We start from the raw sequence: 17,042 nt of genomic DNA, 5'->3' as shown, positions 1-17,042 counted from the left end.
GTTTGCCAAAGGGAGTCGCCGTCAGGGCGAAACCATAAGTGGCCGTTACCGCAGCAATGGATATGTACTCAATCAACAAGAACCTGGTCGGCTCCAAGGCCGCCACGCCCTAAAATCGCAGTCAACAAAAAACCCGCTGAAATCACTTTCAGCGGGTTTCTCATTTCAGCGGCCAGGAAGATCAGAAATCCTCCAACCGCCATACCTCATAAGCCGGCGTCTCATAGGGATGGCTCTCTTTCAGAGCCACCACCACCGCCCGAATCAACTCATCGCTGACCACAAGCTCAACCTTCCATTCCTCAACCTGCTCGACCTGCCCCGCTTCACCAACAAACGGCTGACTGCCATCCAGTGGACGAAACTGACCCAACCCAAACACCTGCCACGCGCAGTGATCATAAGCCCCGATCCGCCCGCCACCGGCAGCGAACACAGCACTTTTGACCACCTCGACATGACTGGCCGGAACAAAAAAACCGAGCTTGTACACGGCAATCAGCTCCCCGCTGTTAGTTCACCCACACGCGAGCATTACGGAACATACGCATCCAAGGTGCGTCTTCGTTCCAGTCTTCCGAACGCCACGAGTTCTGCACGGCGCGGAACACCCGCTCCGGGTGCGGCATCATGATGGTCACGCGACCGTCACGGCTGGTCAAACCGGTGATCCCGCGCGGCGAGCCGTTCGGGTTGGCCGGGTAGTTTTCAGTGACCTTGCCATGGTTGTCGACAAAACGCATCGCCACGCAACCCGACAGATCGGCTTCCAGCAATGCTTCTTCGCTGGCGAATTCGGCATGGCCTTCACCGTGCGCGATAGCGATTGGCATGCGCGAACCGGCCATGCCCTGCAGGAAGATCGAGTTCGACTCCTGGATTTGCACCATCGCCACGCGAGCTTCGAACTGCTCGGAACGGTTACGCACGAAGTGCGGCCAGAACTCGCTGCCCGGGATCAGCTCGTGCAGGTTGGACATCATCTGGCAACCGTTGCACACGCCGAGGGTGAAGCTGTCGGTACGTTCGAAGAAGCCCTGGAAGGCATCGCGAGCACGGCTGTTGAACAGCGCGGACTTGGCCCAGCCTTCGCCGGCACCCAGTACGTCGCCGTAGGAGAAACCGCCGCACGCCACCAGACCTTTGAACTCGTTCAGGTCGACACGGCCGGCCAGAATGTCGCTCATGTGCACGTCGATCGCGTTGAAACCGGCGCGGTCGAACGCGGCCGCCATTTCCACCTGACCGTTGACGCCCTGCTCACGCAGCACGGCAACCTGTGGGCGGATGCCTTTCTTGATGTAAGGCGCGGCGACGTCCTGGTTGACGTCGTAGCTGAGCTTGACGCTCAGGCCCGGGTTGTCTTCTTCCAGCAGCACGTCGAACTCTTGTTCGGCGCAGTCGGCGTTATCACGCAGACGCTGGATCTGGTAGCTGGTCTCGGCCCACTGACGTTGCAGCAGACGACGCTGACCTTCGAACACGGTGTCGCCGTTGAAAGTGATGCTGATCTCACCGTTGTTCATCGGCTGACCGATCACCGACACGCAGTCACCCAGGCCCGCTGCGCTGAACTGCGCGAGGATGTCCGGAGTGGCGTCCTGGCGAACCTGGATCACAGCACCCAGTTCTTCGTTGAACAGGATCGCGGCGATGTCGGCGGAGGTTTCTGCCAGGCCGTCGAGGTTCAGGCTCAGGCCGCAATGACCGGCGAAGGCCATTTCCACGACGCTGGTCAGCAAACCGCCGTCGGAACGGTCGTGGTAAGCCAGCAAGTGACCGTCGGCGTTGAGGCCCTGGATCACGGCGAAGAAAGCTTTCAGGTCTTCGGCGTCATCGACGTCCGGGGCCTGCTTGCCGAGTTTGCCGTGAACCTGAGCGAGGATCGAAGCGCCCATGCGGTTCTGACCGCGACCGAGGTCGATCAGGATCAGGTCGGTGGTGCCCTTGTCCATGCGCAGCTGCGGGGTCATAGTCTGACGGATGTCAGCGACTGGGGCGAAACCGGTCACGATCAGCGACATCGGCGAAGTCACAGTCTTGTCGACGCCTTCGTCGTTCCAGCGGGTGGCCATGGACATCGAGTCCTTGCCCACTGGAATGGTGATGCCGAGGTCCGGGCACAATTCCATGCCGACCGCTTTCACGGTGTCGTACAGACGCGCGTCTTCACCCGGGTGACCGGCGGCGGACATCCAGTTCGCCGACAGCTTGATGTCGGAGATTTTGGCGATGCGCGAAGCCGCGATGTTGGTCAGGGTTTCGCCGATGGCCATGCGGCCCGACGCCGGAGCGTCCAGCAGAGCCAGCGGAGTACGCTCGCCCATGGCCATGGCTTCACCGGTGTAGACGTCGAAGCTGGTAGCGGTGACGGCAACGTCGGCCACCGGAACCTGCCACGGGCCGACCATCTGATCACGAGCCACGAGGCCGGTGATGGTGCGGTCGCCGATGGTGATCAGGAAACTTTTGCTGGCCACGGCCGGGTGATGCAGAACGCGCTCGACGCAGTCGGCAATCTCGAGGGTCGACGGATCGAAATCGTCGCCCAGTTCGTTTTCGCGAACGGCCGAACGGTGCATGCGCGGGGCTTTGCCCAGCAGCACTTCGAGCGGCATGTCCACCGGGCTGTTGCCGAAGTGGCTGTCGGTCACGGTCAGTTGCGGTTCGGCAGTGGCTTCGCCGACCACGGCAAACGGGCAACGCTCACGTTCGCAGATCGCCTGGAAGCGTTCGAAGTCCGCCGGGCCGACTGCCAGAACGTAGCGCTCCTGGGATTCGTTACTCCAGATTTCGTGCGGGGCCATGCCCGGCTCGTCGTTTGGAATGTTGCGCAGTTCAAAGCGACCGCCACGGTTGCCGTCGTTGACCAGTTCCGGGAAGGCGTTGGACAGACCGCCCGCGCCGACGTCATGGATGAAGCTGATCGGGTTGTGTTCACCCAACTGCCAGCAACGGTCGATGACTTCCTGGCAGCGACGTTCCATTTCCGGGTTTTCGCGCTGTACGGATGCGAAGTCCAGATCCGCCGAGCTGGTGCCGGTGGCCATGGAAGAGGCAGCACCGCCGCCCAGGCCGATGAGCATTGCCGGGCCGCCGAGGACGATCAGCTTGGAGCCAACGGTGATCTCGCCTTTCTGCACGTGTTCGGCACGGATGTTACCCATGCCGCCAGCCAGCATGATCGGCTTGTGGTAACCGCGAACTTCGTCGCCACGCGGGGTGGTGATCGATTGTTCGAAGGTACGGAAATAACCGGTCAGGGCCGGACGACCGAATTCGTTGTTGAACGCGGCACCGCCCAACGGGCCTTCGATCATGATGTCCAGCGCGGTAACGATGCGCTCAGGCTTGCCGTACGGCACTTCCCATGGCTGTTCGAAACCCGGGATTTGCAGGTTGGACACGGTGAAACCGGTCAGGCCAGCCTTTGGCTTGGCGCCGCGACCGGTTGCACCTTCGTCACGAATCTCACCGCCGCTACCGGTGGATGCGCCCGGGAACGGGGCAATCGCGGTCGGGTGGTTGTGAGTTTCGACTTTCATCAGGATGTGCACCGGTTCCTGCACCGCGCCGTACTGGCGGGTTTCAGGGTCCGGGAAGAAACGGCCGGCGACGGAGCCGACGATTACCGAGGCGTTGTCCTTATAAGCCGACAGAACACCTTCGCTGTGCATCTGGTAGGTGTTCTTGATCATGCCGAACAGGCTTTTTTCCTGGCTCTGACCGTCGATGTCCCAACTGGCGTTGAAGATCTTGTGACGGCAGTGCTCGGAGTTCGCCTGGGCAAACATCATCAGTTCGATGTCGTGCGGGTTGCGCTTCAAGCCGACGAAGGCTGCGACCAGATAGTCGATCTCGTCTTCGGCCAGGGCCAGGCCCAGCTCGGTGTTGGCTTTTTCCAGCGCGGCGCGGCCGCCACCCAACACGTCGATCGCGGTCAGGGGCTTGGGTTCGGCGTGGCTGAACAGGCCGGCGGCTTGTTCAAGGTTATCCAATACGATCTGGGTCATGCGGTCATGCAGCGCGCCTGCAATCAGCTGCGCTTCGGCGTCGCTGAACTGGCCGGCGACGTAGAACGCGATACCGCGCTCCAGGCGCTGGATCTTGGTCAGGCCGCAGTTGCGAGCGATGTCGCTGGCTTTACTGGACCACGGCGAGATAGTGCCGAAACGTGGCAACACCAGAAACAGACGACCGGTTGGCTCTTGTACTGGAACGCTTGGGCCGTACTTCAGAAGGCGCGCGAGCACCTGCTGTTCGTCGCCGGTCAGGACGCCGGTAACTTCGGCGAAGTGAGCGAATTCAGCATACAAGCCACTGACAGCCGGAACCTTCTGGCTCAGTTGCTCAAGGAGTTTGCTGTGGCGAAAGGCAGAAAGGGCAGGAGCGCCGCGCAGGATCAACATCTTCGGGACAGCCTCGGGAAGGGGTGTGCTTTGAGGCCGTGCATTCTAGCCTAAACCGCCCGCGACAGCACCCGAAACGGTACGCACGGCTGCACCCGAACGTCGGGCCGGGTATTCGGGCCCGAAACAGGCGCGCGCCACGGGTTATTTTTTCTGTCACAAAATGCTGTTCGGGCCCATTCCTGCGGGCTCCAAGCGGGTTTTAGACTCTCTAGCAGACAAGCCCTTCGCTGTCGAGATATGGCGCTCGTGGTCCTTTGCGTATACTGCGCAGATGTTTTCCCCAACGGCTTTGCGTCCGCGGTACGCCAAATGGCTGATCGCAACCGGACTCTTCCTGGTGCTCGGTGGCTGTGTTGATAAACCCAACACGCTGGAGCGCGTAAAGGAGGATGGCGTGCTGCGGGTGGTTACCCGTAACAGTCCCGCCACCTACTTTCAGGATCGCAACGGTGAAACCGGCTTCGAATACGAGCTGGTGAAGCGCTTCGCCGACGATCTGGGGGTCGAGCTCAAGATCGAAACCGCCGACAACCTCGACGACCTGTTCAATCAGGTGGGCAAACCCAATGGCCCGGTGCTGGCTGCTGCCGGCCTGGTCAGCAGCGAGCAACGCAAACAGCAGGTGCGGTTTTCCCACTCCTACCTCGAAGTCACCCCACAGATCATCTACCGCAACGGCCAGTCACGGCCGACCGATGCAGGCGATCTGGTCGGCAAGAAGATCATGGTGCTCAAGGGCAGCACCCACGCCGAGCAATTGGCAGAGCTGAAAAAGAAATACCCCGGCATTGAATACGAAGAGTCCGACGCAGTTGAAGTCGTCGATTTGCTGCGCATGGTCGACGAAGCCCAGATCGATCTGACCCTGGTCGATTCCAACGAAGTCGCGATGAACCAGGTGTACTTCCCCAACGTGCGGGTCGCCTTCGATCTCGGTGACGCCAGCAATCAGAGCTGGGCCGTGGCCGCCGGCGAAGACAACAGCCTGCTCAACGAGATCAACTCCTACCTCGACAAAGTAAAGAAAAACGGCACCCTGCAACGTCTCAAGGATCGCTATTACGGGCACGTCGACGTGCTGGGTTACATGGGCGCCTACACCTTCGCCCAGCATCTGCAGCAGCGGTTGCCCAAGTACGAACAGCACTTCAAGACGTACGCCAAGAAAGAGAAAGTCGACTGGCGGCTGCTGGCGGCGATCGGTTATCAGGAATCGCTGTGGCAAGCGGCGGTCACGTCCAAGACCGGCGTGCGCGGATTGATGATGCTGACCCAGAACACGGCGCAAGCCATGGGCGTGTCCAATCGACTCGATCCCAAGCAGAGCATCATGGGTGGGGCAAAGTACCTGGCCTACATGAAGGACCAACTGGATGAGTCGATCCAGGAGCCGGATCGTACGTGGTTCGCGCTCGCAGCCTACAACGTCGGCAGCGGTCACCTGGATGACGCGCGTAAGCTGGCGGCCAAGGAAGGGTTGAATCCGGACAAGTGGCTGGATGTGAAGAAAATCCTGCCGCGCCTGTCGCAGAAACAGTGGTACAGCAAAACTCGCTATGGCTACGCCCGGGGCGGCGAGCCAGTGCATTTCGTGGCGAACATCCGTCGTTACTACGACATCCTGACGTGGGTCACGCAGCCGCAGCTGGAAGGCAATCAGGTCGCTGAAGGCAACCTGCATGTGCCGGGGGTCGACAAGACCAAGCCGAGCCAGGAACCCCCACCGCTTTAAATCGTTGTCATCTCCAAAGACGCCTTCGCGGGCAAGCCTCGCTCCTACAGGTTTGTGTCAAACACACAATTGCGATCGACACGAAACTGTAGGAGCGAGGCTTGCCCGCGAAGGCAGCGCCGCCGATCTCAACCCTTCAGTGCAGCAGCCAGAATCAGTGCTTTCATCTCGGAAACAGCCGACTTGAACCCGACGAACAACGCGTGGGCCACCAGCGCATGGCCGATGTTCAGTTCATTGATGCCCTTGATCGCCGCAACAGCCTCGACGTTGTGATAGTGCAGACCGTGACCGGCATTGACGATCAGCCCCTGGGCCAGACCGAATGCCACGCCATCGGCCACGCGCTTGAGCTCTTCAGCGACTTCGGTTGGCGTCTCGGCGTCCGCATAACGCCCGGTGTGCAATTCGATGGCTGGTGCACCGACACGGCGGGACGCTTCGATCTGCCGCTCGTCAGCGTCGATGAACAGCGACACTTCACAGCCGATCTTCGCCAGGCGATCTACCGCAGCCTTGATCCGCGCCTCCTGCCCTGCCACGTCCAGACCGCCTTCGGTGGTCAGCTCCTGACGGGTTTCCGGAACCAGGCAAATGTGCGCCGGGCGGATGCGTTCGGCGAACGCCATCATTTCTTCGGTGACGCCCATTTCAAAGTTCATGCGGGTTTGCAGCACGTCCTTGAGCAGCAGCACATCGCGCTCCTGAATGTGCCGGCGGTCTTCGCGCAAGTGCACGGTGATGCCGTCAGCGCCCGCCTCTTCCGCGTCCAGCGCTGCCTTGACCGGATCCGGGTAGCGAGTACCCCGGGCCTGACGCAGGGTGGCAACGTGGTCGATGTTCACGCCAAGAAGAATGCGATTGCTGGTGGTCACGGAAGCGCTCCTGAAATAAGGGAAAGTTCGGTGCACAGCATACGGGGTGATCAGGGCTTGCGAAACAACTCACGACTGACCAGCGGACGACCACCCAGATGAACGGCCAGTGCCTGGCGCATCAAGCGCTTGGCGGCGGACAGCGCACCAGGCGCGGACCAGTCGGCATCGGCCATGGCCAGCAATTCAGTGCCGTTGAACAGGCCCGGTTGTAGCAGGTAGACCCGTTCCAGGCCCGCATCCACTTGCAAGCGGTAGAGACCATCCGGCGCGATGAGGTCGCCGTGGATATCGGTATTCAGTGCAAAACCGTAACCGAGGTCGTCAAGCAAACGCCATTCGAAGGAACGCAGCAAAGGCTCCAACGGACGGCCTTCGGCCAAGGCGAGCAAGGTCGCGGCGTAGTGATCGAAAACCGCGGGATGAGGGTCTTCGGCGGGCAGCAGACGGATCAGCAATTCGTTGAGGTAGAGACCGCTGAACAGCGCCTCGCCGTTGAGCCAGGTGGAAACACCGGCGCTTTCCATGCGGCCGACATTCTTCAGCTCGCCCCGGCCACGGAATTCGACTTCCAGCGGCACGAAAGGCCGCGCCAACGTCCCGGCCTTGCCCCGTGCGCTACGCAACACCGCCCGCAGCCGACCTTGCGGCGTAAGGAAGTCCACCAGCGCGCTGCTTTCGCGGTAGGCGCGGCTATGGAGGACGTAGGCGGGTTGGCCGATGGGAGGGGTTTGGGACATGGAAGTCAGCGTTCTCAATGAGTCAGCACAGATTTATAAACCACCCAAAACCAATGTGGGAGCGAGCCTGCTCGCGATGAGGACCTGACATTCAACATTGATGTTGACTGACAGACCGCTATCGCGAGCAGGCTCGCTCCCACAGGGGTACTCTCGCTCCCACAGGGGTACTTCGGTGTATCAGGGGGTACTTCGGTGTATCAGGAACCGGTTCGGTGTATCAGGAACCGGTGTTACAGGTCGCCGTAACCCAGCGAACGCAGCGCACGTTCGTCATCGGACCAGCCGCCCTTAACCTTGACCCACAGGTTGAGCATGATCTTGGAGTCGAACAGCAGCTCCATATCCTTGCGCGCCTCGGTGCCGATGCGCTTGATGCGCTCACCCTTGTCGCCAATGATGATTTTCTTCTGGCCGTCACGTTCGACGAGGATCAAGGCATGGATGTGCAGGGTTTTGCCCTGCTGCTTGAACTCTTCGATTTCCACGGTGATCTGGTACGGCAGCTCGGCGCCCAACTGGCGCATGATTTTCTCGCGCACCAGCTCAGCGGCGAGGAAGCGGCTGCTGCGGTCAGTGATCTGATCTTCCGGGAAGAAGTGATCGTTTTCCGGCAGGTGCTCGGCAATCACTCGTTCCAGCGTGTCCAGGTTGTGCCCGTGCTGGGCCGAGATCGGCATGATCTGCGCGTTCGGCAGCTGTTCCTGTAGCCAGGTCAGGTGCGGCATCAGCTCGGATTTGTCTTCGATACGGTCGGTCTTGTTCAGCGCCACGATCAGCGGGCCGGTCACGTACTGAACGCGCTCGAGGACCATCTGGTCTTCATCGGTCCACTTGGTGCGGTCAACCACGAAGATCACCACGTCGACGTCTTTCAACGCCGCCGAAGCGGTCTTGTTCATGTAGCGGTTCAGGGCCTTTTCGCCGCCCTTGTGCATGCCAGGGGTGTCGACGTAGATCGCCTGAACGGTGCCTTCGGTCTTGATGCCGAGCATGTTGTGGCGGGTGGTCTGCGGCTTGCGCGAGGTGATCGCCAGCTTCTGACCCAGAATGTGGTTCAGCAGCGTGGACTTGCCCACGTTGGGACGGCCGACGATGGCAACATAGCCACAGCGAGTTGCGGTTGAATCAGTCATTGCCATTCTCCACACCCAGGGCAATCAGTGCTGCGGCGGCCGCTACCTGTTCGGCAATACGACGACTCACACCCTGACCTCGGCTTTTTTCATTCAGTAAGATGATTTCGCATTCGACGAAGAACGTCCGGCAATGCGGCTCACCCTGGATATCCACCACTTCGTAACGCGGCAGCTCACAACCACGCGACTGCAGGAATTCCTGCAGGCGGGTTTTCGGATCTTTGTTGGTGTCGACCAGCGTCAGGCCTTCGAACTCTCCGGCCAGCCAGGCCAGCACGCGCTCGCGCGCCATGTCCATGCCGGCGTCCAGATAGATCGCACCAATCAGCGCTTCCAGGGCATCGGCCAGAATCGACTCGCGACGGAAACCGCCGCTTTTCAATTCGCCGGAGCCCAGGCGCAGGTATTCGCCCAGATCGAAACCACGGGCCAGTACGGCCAGGGTTTCACCTTTCACCAAGCGGGCGCGCAAACGCGACAACTGGCCTTCGCGGGCCAGCGGGAAGCGATCGAACAGCGCCTCGCCAGCGACGAAGTTGAGGATGGCATCACCGAGGAACTCCAGGCGTTCGTTGTTGCGCCCGGCAAAGCTGCGGTGAGTCAAGGCCAGGACCATCAGTTCCTGGTCTTTGAAGGTGTAGCCGAGCTGACGCTCTAGACGGCTTAAGGAGACGCTCACGGTTTACCCACGCTGAGTTCGTGGCTGGATTCCACCGCCATCGCCGTGGTACGGCGCAGGCTTGGGACAATTAACGCTGTGTTCAAAAATAACGTCCTGAATATCGTTGTTTTCATGCTTCTGCCGTCGATTATGCCGACTCCAGAAATGCATTCGGCGCTGTGTTCAACAGCGCCGTGTGTGATTACTTGATCAGGCCAACCCGCGAGAAATTCGGCAGGTGACTGAGTTTGGGTTCCGGCCAGCTCATCCAGACTGCGAAGGCCTTGCCGACGATATTCTTGTCGGGAACCATGCCCAGCAGATCCTTGGGAATACTCGGATCATCCCAGTAGCGACTGTCGTTCGAGTTGTCGCGGTTGTCGCCCATCATGAAGTAGTGCCCGGCAGGCACGGTCCACGAATGATCCGGCGTTGCGCGGTAGCGGCTCATTTCCTTGCGGATAAGGTGCTCGGCGATGCCGAGTTTTTCCTTGTAGAGCTCGGCGCTGCCCAACGTGCCCGGCTCGGAGCCAACCAGTTGTTCGGCGATCGACTCACCGTTGACGAACAGGCGCTTGTCAGCGGTGTAGCGAATCTGGTCACCCGGCAGGCCCACCACGCGCTTGATGTAATTGACGTTCGGGTCGCTTGGGTAGCGGAACACCATCACATCGCCGCGCTGCGGATCACCGACTTCGATGACTTTCTTGTCGATCACCGGCAGGCGGATCCCGTAAGAAAATTTGTTCACCAGAATGAAGTCGCCGACGTCCAGGGTTGGTTTCATCGAGCCGGAAGGAATCTGGAACGGTTCCACCAGGAACGAACGCAGCACCAGCACGATGAACAACACCGGGAAGAACGACTTGCCGTATTCGACCAGCAGCGGCTCTTTGTTCAGTTTCTCGACCACCACCATGTCAGCCTGGCTGACGCTTCCTTGATAGGAGTTAATGGCAGCCCGGCGCCGTGGCGCCAGGAACAGCAGATCGAGCAACGCCAACAGGCCGCAGACGAACACGGCGATGACCAGCAACAGCGGGAAATTTAGTGACATAGGACCTAACTATCCAACCTGAGCACAGCAAGGAAGGCTTCTTGTGGAATTTCCACGTTACCGACCTGCTTCATGCGTTTTTTACCGGCCTTTTGCTTTTCCAGCAGCTTTTTCTTACGGCTGACGTCACCACCGTAGCATTTGGCCAATACGTTCTTTCTGAGCGCCTTGACGGTTGTCCGCGCCACAATCTGCCCGCCAATGGCGGCCTGGATTGCCACGTCGAACATCTGCCGCGGAATCAGTTCTTTCATCTTCTCGGTCAACTGGCGACCTTTGTAGTGCGCATTGTCACGGTGCACGATCAACGCCAGGGCGTCGACCTTGTCGCCGTTGATCAGCACGTCCAGTTTCACCAGACTAGCCGATTGGTAACGATCGAAATGGTAATCCAGCGAAGCATAGCCACGGCTGGTGGATTTCAGACGGTCGAAGAAGTCGAGGACCACTTCGTTCATCGGCAAATCGTAGGTCACTTGTACCTGGGTACCGAGGAACAGCATGTCGTGCTGCACGCCACGCTTTTCGATACACAGGGTAATGACGTTACCCAGGTGCTCTTGCGGCACAAGGATATTGGCCCGCACGATCGGCTCACGCATGTCTTCGATCGACGACAGGTCCGGCAGCTTGGACGGGTTATCGACATAAATCGTCTCGCCGGTCTTGAGCAGCAGCTCGAAGATTACCGTCGGCGCCGTGGTGATCAGGTCCAGGTTGTATTCGCGCTCCAGGCGCTCCTGGATGATTTCCATGTGCAGCATGCCGAGGAAGCCGCAACGGAAGCCGAAACCCAGTGCGTCTGAGCTTTCCGGTGTGTATTGCAACGACGAATCGTTGAGGGTGAGCTTTTGCAGCGCCTCGCGGAAGTCTTCGAAGTCGTCGGAGCTGACCGGGAACAAACCGGCGTACACCTGCGGCTGAATGCGTTTGAAGCCTGGCAGCACATCGACGTCCGGCGTCGAGCTCAAGGTCAGGGTATCGCCCACTGGCGCACCGTGAATGTCCTTGATGCTGGCGATGATGAAGCCCACTTCACCGGCCTTCAGGTCGACGGTAGGGGTGTGTTTCGGATTGAATACACCGACGCTGTCCACCAGGTGGATCTTGCCGGTGGACTTGACGAGGATCTTGTCGCCCTTCTTCACACGACCGTGACGCACGCGAACCAGGGAAACAACGCCCAGGTAGTTGTCGAACCAGGAGTCGATGATCAACGCTTGCAGCGGATCTTCGTAGTTGCCGGTCGGCGCGGGAATGGTGTGAACCAGGCGTTCGAGCACTTCGTCGACGCCCAGGCCAGTCTTGGCGCTGCACTCGACCGCATCGGTGGCATCGATGCCGATGATTTTCTCGATTTCTTCTTTGACGCGGTCCGGATCGGCCTGAGGCAGGTCGATCTTGTTCAGGACTGGCATGACTTCCAGGCCCTGCTCGATCGCCGTGTAGCAGTTGGCAACCGACTGCGCTTCAACGCCCTGACCGGCATCGACCACCAGCAACGCACCTTCACAGGCCGCCAGCGACCGGCTGACTTCGTAGGTGAAGTCGACGTGGCCGGGGGTGTCAATGAAGTTCAGCTGGTACTTGATGCCATCGCGAGCGGTGTAATAAAGGGTGACGCTGTGGGCCTTGATGGTGATCCCGCGTTCACGTTCCAGGTCCATGGAGTCCAGCACCTGGGCTTCCATTTCGCGCTCGGCAAGGCCGCCGCACATCTGGATGAAGCGATCGGCCAGCGTCGACTTGCCATGGTCAATGTGGGCGATGATGGAGAAATTGCGGATATGACTCAAATCACTCACGGATCAACACTCAAAAAGGCTGCAGGCATAGCCCGCCGAAAAATAGCCGGGAATTGTACCTGATCCACGGCGCAAGCGTCACGTTCGCAGGTCAGACGGCGCATACAAAAACGCCCCGGTCTTGCGACAGGGGCGTTTTGAGTGACAAGCCACATCGGGAAAAACCCGCGATCAACCGGCCCGGCGCAACAACCAGACACCGGCCAGGGCACAGACACTGGCCGGTACCAGTACCGCAAACAGCGGCGAGAAACCGAATACCAGGCTCGAAGGGCCCAGCAAATCCTGGACGATGCGGAAGGTGAAACCCACCAGCACACCGGTAAAGACCCGCTGACCGAGGGTCACCGAACGCAACGGGCCGAAGATGAAGGAAATCGCCATCAGCACCAATGCAGCGGTCACCAGCGGCTGCAACACCTTGACCCAAAACGCCAGCCAGTAACGACCGTTGCTCAGGCCCTGGTCAGCCAGGTAGTGGATGTAACTCCACAGACCGGTGATCGACAGTGATTCAGGCGCCATCACCACGGTGCTCAGCAGTTGTGGGCTCAAGGCTACTTCCCAGCGCTCCACCGGAGTCGTCACCACTTCGGTGCTCTTGTCATGGAACAACGTGGTCGTGACGTCGCTCAGCTGCCAGTGATCCGTATCGAATTCCGCGCGTTTGGCGAAGCTCGAAGACAACATGTGGCGTTGATCGTCGAAGCGATAACGGGTCACGCCGTACAGCAGACCATTGGGTTGCACAGAGTTGACGTGAATGAACTCGTCACCCTGCCGGTGCCACAGACCATGCTTGGCGCTTTGCGCGTCGCCACTGCCCTGGGCCAGCGAGCGGTTGGCCTGGGCGGTGACTTCCGTGGCCGGCGCGACGTACTCGCCAATCACCAGCCCCACCGCCATCAAAAGCAGCATCGGCTTCATGACAGCCCAGACGATCCGCCCGAGCGACACGCCCGCAGCGCGCATGATGGTCAGTTCACTGTGGCTGGCCAGACTGCCGAGGCCGATCAGGCAACCGATCAGCGCCGCCATCGGCAACATGTCGTACAGACGGCGCGGCGCGGTCAGCAGCACATAGCTCAGGACATCCATCAGAGTGTAGGTATCGCTGACCTCACTCATTTCATCGATGAAGGCAAACAGCGTGGCCAGGCCGAGGATGATCCCCAGCACTGCCAGGATCGCGACGAACACGCTGCTACCGATGTAGCGATCGAGCTTATCCACGGGCCACCTCCAGCGCACTGCGGCGACTCGCCATCTTCAAGCGCAACGGCTCCCAGTACAGCAAGCCCAGGCCAATGGCCAGGAAGATCGCATGTACCCACCACAAGCCCAATGCCGACGGGATCTTGCCCTTTTCGAGGGCGCCGCGAGCGGCAATCAGGATGGTCAGGTAAGCCATATAAAGAAGAATCGCCGGCAGCAGCTTGAGGAAACGGCCCTGGCGCGGGTTGACCCGCGACAGCGGCACCGCCATCAGGGTCACGATGAAGACCAGCAATGGCAGAGACAGACGCCATTGCAGTTCGGTACGCGAGCGAATGTCATCGCTGCCCAGCAGGGAGCGGGTGCTCATCGCGTCACGGTCAGTGACTTCGTCACTGACGTCCGGCTTGGGCAGCAATACGCCGTACTCGTCGTATTTGATGGCACGGTAATCGGCCTGACCCGGATTGCCGTCGTAGCGGTAGCCGTTGTCGAGAATCAGGTAGCGGTTGCCGTCGGGACGAATTTCCTGGCGCCCCTTCTCGGCCACCAATACGGAAATCCCGCGATCCTTTTTGTCGGAGTTTATATTTTTCTGCGAAATGAACACGCCGCCCAGATTAATGCGGTCATCCGACAGTTGTTCGGTGTAGGTCACTCGAGTGCCGTCGCGCAAGGCCTGGAAACGGCCTGGTTCGAGGGTGTCGAACTCGGTCATCGCATCCTGTTTGTTCAGCAGCAACTGGAACTGGTTGGCACCCTGTGGCGCCAGGCTCAGGCTCAGCCATGCGACTACCAGAGCAACCAGCGTGGCCGGAAACAGGGTGATGCGAAACAGTCGCTGCTGACTCATGCCGGTGGCGGACAGCACGGTCATTTCGCTGTCGAGGTACAGACGGCCGTAGGCCAGCAATATCCCGAGAAACAGCCCCAAAGGCAGGATCAACTGCAGGAAACCCGGCAGACGGAACCCCATGATCAGGAACAGCGAACCCGGGTCCAGAAGGCCAGAAGCCGCCTGGGCGAGGTATTTGATGAAGCGTCCGCTCATGATGATGACCAGCAGCACGGCGCTGACGGCGCTCAAGGTCAACAGGACTTCGCGGGATAGGTAACGGAAGACAATCAAACCAGACACTCCAGGGTTGTCAGGCTAAGCGGCCAAACAAACAAACGTATCGGTCGGCCCGCAGGGCAGAGCCGCCGAAAAAGATGGCGCATTATCCTGTGATTGGGTGCGCCTGTCACTGCGCATGCTCAAGCAGACACCTGAACCACCGAAGTTCGCACGACCGAGGGTTGTCAGGCGCCGGTAGCGAGGTTCAAACTGCGGCCTTTGTCGCTGGCACTGCTACCTGCGTCTTTCTACTTATAAGCAAGCCTCTGCGCGCCGCGCACTTTGACCACTCATTCAGGGACCCAGACATGGAACTGGTTGTAAAAAGCGTTAGCCCGGAAACGTTGAAGACCGCCACGCTGGTGGTCGCCGTCGGCGAAGGCCGCAAACTCGGCGCCGTTGCCAAACAACTCGACGAGCTGAGCGGTGGCACCATCAGTGCCGTGCTCAAGCGCGGCGACCTGGCCGGCAAAGTCGGCCAGAGCCTGTTGCTGCACAGCCTGCCCAACCTCAAGGCTGAGCGCGTGTTGCTGGTGGGCGTGGGCAAGGATGAAGAGCTGGGCGATCGCCCGTTCCGCAAAATCATCGCCGGCATCCTCAACACCCTTAAAGGCCTGGGCGGCAGCGATGCAGTGCTGGCCCTGGACGAAGTCGTGGTCAAAGGCCGCGACAGCTATGGCAAGACCCGCCTGCTGGCAGAAACCCTGGTAGATGGCGAATACACCTTCGACCAGTTCAAGAGCCAGAAAGCCGACCCGCTCGCCCTGAAGAAAGTCACCCTGGTGACCATCAAGGCCGCACAGGCTGAAGTCGAACGCGCCGTGGCCCACGCTACCGCGATCGCCAATGGCATGGCCTTCACCCGTAACCTGGGCAACCTGCCGCCAAACATCTGCCACCCGACGTTCCTGGGCGAGCAAGCCAAGAACCTGGGCAAAGAATTCAAGAGCCTGAAAGTCGAAGTCCTCGATGAGAAGAAGATCAAGGACCTGGGCATGGGCTCGTTCTACGCTGTTGGTCAGGGCAGCGCCCAGCCGCCGCGCCTGATCGTCATGCAATACAACGGCGGCAAGAAATCCGAGAAGCCGTACGCACTGGTCGGCAAAGGCATTACCTTCGACACCGGCGGCATCAGCCTCAAGCCGGGCGCCGGCATGGATGAAATGAAGTACGACATGGGCGGCGCCGCCAGCGTGTTCGGTACCTTGCGTGCCGTGCTTGAGCTGAAACTGCCGATCAACCTGGTGTGCATCCTGGCCTGCGCCGAGAACATGCCGAGCGGCAACGCTTCGCGTCCGGGCGACATCGTCACCACCATGAGCGGCCTGACTGTGGAAATCCTCAACACCGACGCCGAAGGCCGTCTGGTGCTGTGCGATGCCCTGACCTACTCCGAACGCTTCAAGCCGCAAGCGGTAATCGACATCGCCACCCTGACCGGCGCTTGCGTCGTTGCGCTGGGTTCCCACACCTCGGGCCTGCTGGGCAACAACGACGAGCTGATCGGCCAACTGCTGAGCGCCGGCCAATCCGCCGACGACCGCGCCTGGCAACTGCCGCTGTTCGATGAATATCAAGAGCAGCTGGACAGCCCGTTCGCCGACATCGCCAACATTGGCGGCCCGAAAGCCGGCACCATCACCGCTGCCTGCTTCCTGTCGCGCTTCACCAAAAACCTGAACTGGGCGCACCTGGACATCGCCGGCACGGCCTGGACCAGCGGCGGCAAGGACAAGGGCGCCACTGGCCGTCCGGTTCCCCTGCTGACCCAATACCTGCTGGACCGCGCCAAAGCCTGAAACCGATGACCCCGAGCGGTGCCACTGACCAGTGGCGCCGCTCAGGGCTCAGGAACCGCAATGACCAAAGTCGACTTCTATATCCTGCCCAGCGCCGATCCTTCGGCACGGCTGGATTTCGCCTGCAAGCTCACCGAAAAAGCCTGGCGCATGGGCCATCGCATTTACCTGCACTGCAGCGATGCCGCCCAGCGTGATGACCTCGATGCGCGTTTGTGGGCCTTCAAGGGCGAAAGCTTCGTGCCCCACGGCCCCGCCGAAAGCGAGCCGGAGGGTTTGATTGTCCTGGGTCTTGGCGATGACTGCGGTCAGCATCAGGATCTGCTGGTCAATCTCGATCTGAAAGTCCCGGTATTTGCCAAACAGTTCGCCCGCGTGGCGGAAGTGGTGGTGGAAGATCCGACGATTCGTACGGCTGCGCGGGAGAGTTTCCGTTTCTACCGCGAACAGGGCTATCCTCTGCAAGATCACCGTTTACAGCGACTCTGAG

The 17,042-nt window shown here is 60.2% G+C and carries 13 protein-coding genes; 3 read left to right on the top strand and 10 right to left on the bottom strand.

The window, feature by feature from the left end; all coding sequences use genetic code 11:
* Positions 1-181 precede the first annotated feature (181 nt).
* Complete coding sequence (locus PMI30_RS28975; protein ID WP_008004968.1) at positions 182-493, bottom strand: Nif3-like dinuclear metal center hexameric protein; 312 nt, start codon at positions 491-493, stop codon at positions 182-184.
* A 19-nt stretch (positions 494-512) separates the two neighbouring features.
* On the bottom strand, positions 513-4,409 hold the full coding sequence (gene purL / locus PMI30_RS28980; RefSeq protein ID WP_008004966.1) for a phosphoribosylformylglycinamidine synthase: 3,897 nt from the start codon (positions 4,407-4,409) through the stop codon (positions 513-515).
* 274 nt (positions 4,410-4,683) lie between these two features.
* Here purL and mltF point away from each other — a divergent pair, with 274 nt between their 5' ends.
* The gene (mltF, locus tag PMI30_RS28985; RefSeq protein WP_032834650.1) at positions 4,684-6,144 is read left to right on the top strand and encodes a membrane-bound lytic murein transglycosylase MltF; all 1,461 of its coding nucleotides are present in this window, start codon (positions 4,684-4,686) and stop codon (positions 6,142-6,144) included.
* Between the two features lie 128 nt (positions 6,145-6,272).
* Here the strand turns inward: mltF and pdxJ are convergent, their stop codons facing one another.
* The 8 genes from pdxJ to lptF all read right to left on the bottom strand — a co-directional run bounded on the left by pdxJ (position 6,273) and on the right by lptF (position 14,765).
* Positions 6,273-7,019 (bottom strand): pyridoxine 5'-phosphate synthase, encoded by a 747-nt coding sequence (pdxJ, locus tag PMI30_RS28990; RefSeq protein WP_008004962.1) that lies wholly within the window; start codon positions 7,017-7,019, stop codon positions 6,273-6,275.
* A 50-nt stretch (positions 7,020-7,069) separates the two neighbouring features.
* Positions 7,070-7,759 carry a DNA repair protein RecO gene (recO, locus tag PMI30_RS28995; RefSeq protein WP_008004960.1) on the bottom strand — a complete coding sequence of 230 codons (690 nt, stop codon included), beginning with the start codon at positions 7,757-7,759 and terminating at the stop codon, positions 7,070-7,072.
* 233 nt (positions 7,760-7,992) lie between these two features.
* Entirely contained in the window at positions 7,993-8,895 is a 903-nt protein-coding gene (era, locus tag PMI30_RS29000; protein WP_008004958.1) for a GTPase Era, read from the bottom strand.
* On the bottom strand, positions 8,888-9,577 hold the full coding sequence (gene rnc, locus PMI30_RS29005) for a ribonuclease III (RefSeq protein ID WP_007905528.1): 690 nt from the start codon (positions 9,575-9,577) through the stop codon (positions 8,888-8,890). Before rnc ends, era begins: the two co-directional genes overlap by 8 nt.
* Positions 9,578-9,761: 184 nt before the next feature.
* Positions 9,762-10,616, bottom strand: a complete 855-nt coding sequence (gene lepB, locus PMI30_RS29010; protein ID WP_008004955.1) for a signal peptidase I — start codon at positions 10,614-10,616, stop codon at positions 9,762-9,764.
* A 5-nt stretch (positions 10,617-10,621) separates the two neighbouring features.
* Positions 10,622-12,421, bottom strand: coding sequence for a translation elongation factor 4 (lepA, locus tag PMI30_RS29015; protein ID WP_007905525.1), 1,800 nt, complete (start codon positions 12,419-12,421; stop codon positions 10,622-10,624).
* Positions 12,422-12,592: 171 nt separating this feature from the next.
* Entirely contained in the window at positions 12,593-13,654 is a 1,062-nt protein-coding gene (lptG, locus tag PMI30_RS29020) for an LPS export ABC transporter permease LptG (RefSeq protein ID WP_008004953.1), read from the bottom strand.
* Complete coding sequence (gene lptF, locus PMI30_RS29025; RefSeq protein ID WP_008004951.1) at positions 13,647-14,765, bottom strand: LPS export ABC transporter permease LptF; 1,119 nt, start codon at positions 14,763-14,765, stop codon at positions 13,647-13,649. Before lptF ends, lptG begins: the two co-directional genes overlap by 8 nt.
* Positions 14,766-15,061: 296 nt before the next feature.
* Between lptF and PMI30_RS29030 the strand changes: the two genes are divergently transcribed.
* Positions 15,062-16,552 carry a leucyl aminopeptidase gene (locus PMI30_RS29030; RefSeq protein WP_008004949.1) on the top strand — a complete coding sequence of 497 codons (1,491 nt, stop codon included), beginning with the start codon at positions 15,062-15,064 and terminating at the stop codon, positions 16,550-16,552.
* Between the two features lie 60 nt (positions 16,553-16,612).
* The gene (locus PMI30_RS29035) at positions 16,613-17,041 is read left to right on the top strand and encodes a DNA polymerase III subunit chi (protein WP_008004948.1); all 429 of its coding nucleotides are present in this window, start codon (positions 16,613-16,615) and stop codon (positions 17,039-17,041) included.
* Position 17,042: the final 1 nt, after the last annotated feature.

Source organism: Pseudomonas sp. GM50 (assembly GCF_000282375.1).
In the GTDB taxonomy this organism is placed as follows: Bacteria; Pseudomonadota; Gammaproteobacteria; order Pseudomonadales; family Pseudomonadaceae; genus Aquipseudomonas.
This window is presented reverse-complemented; position numbering and strand designations above follow the sequence as displayed.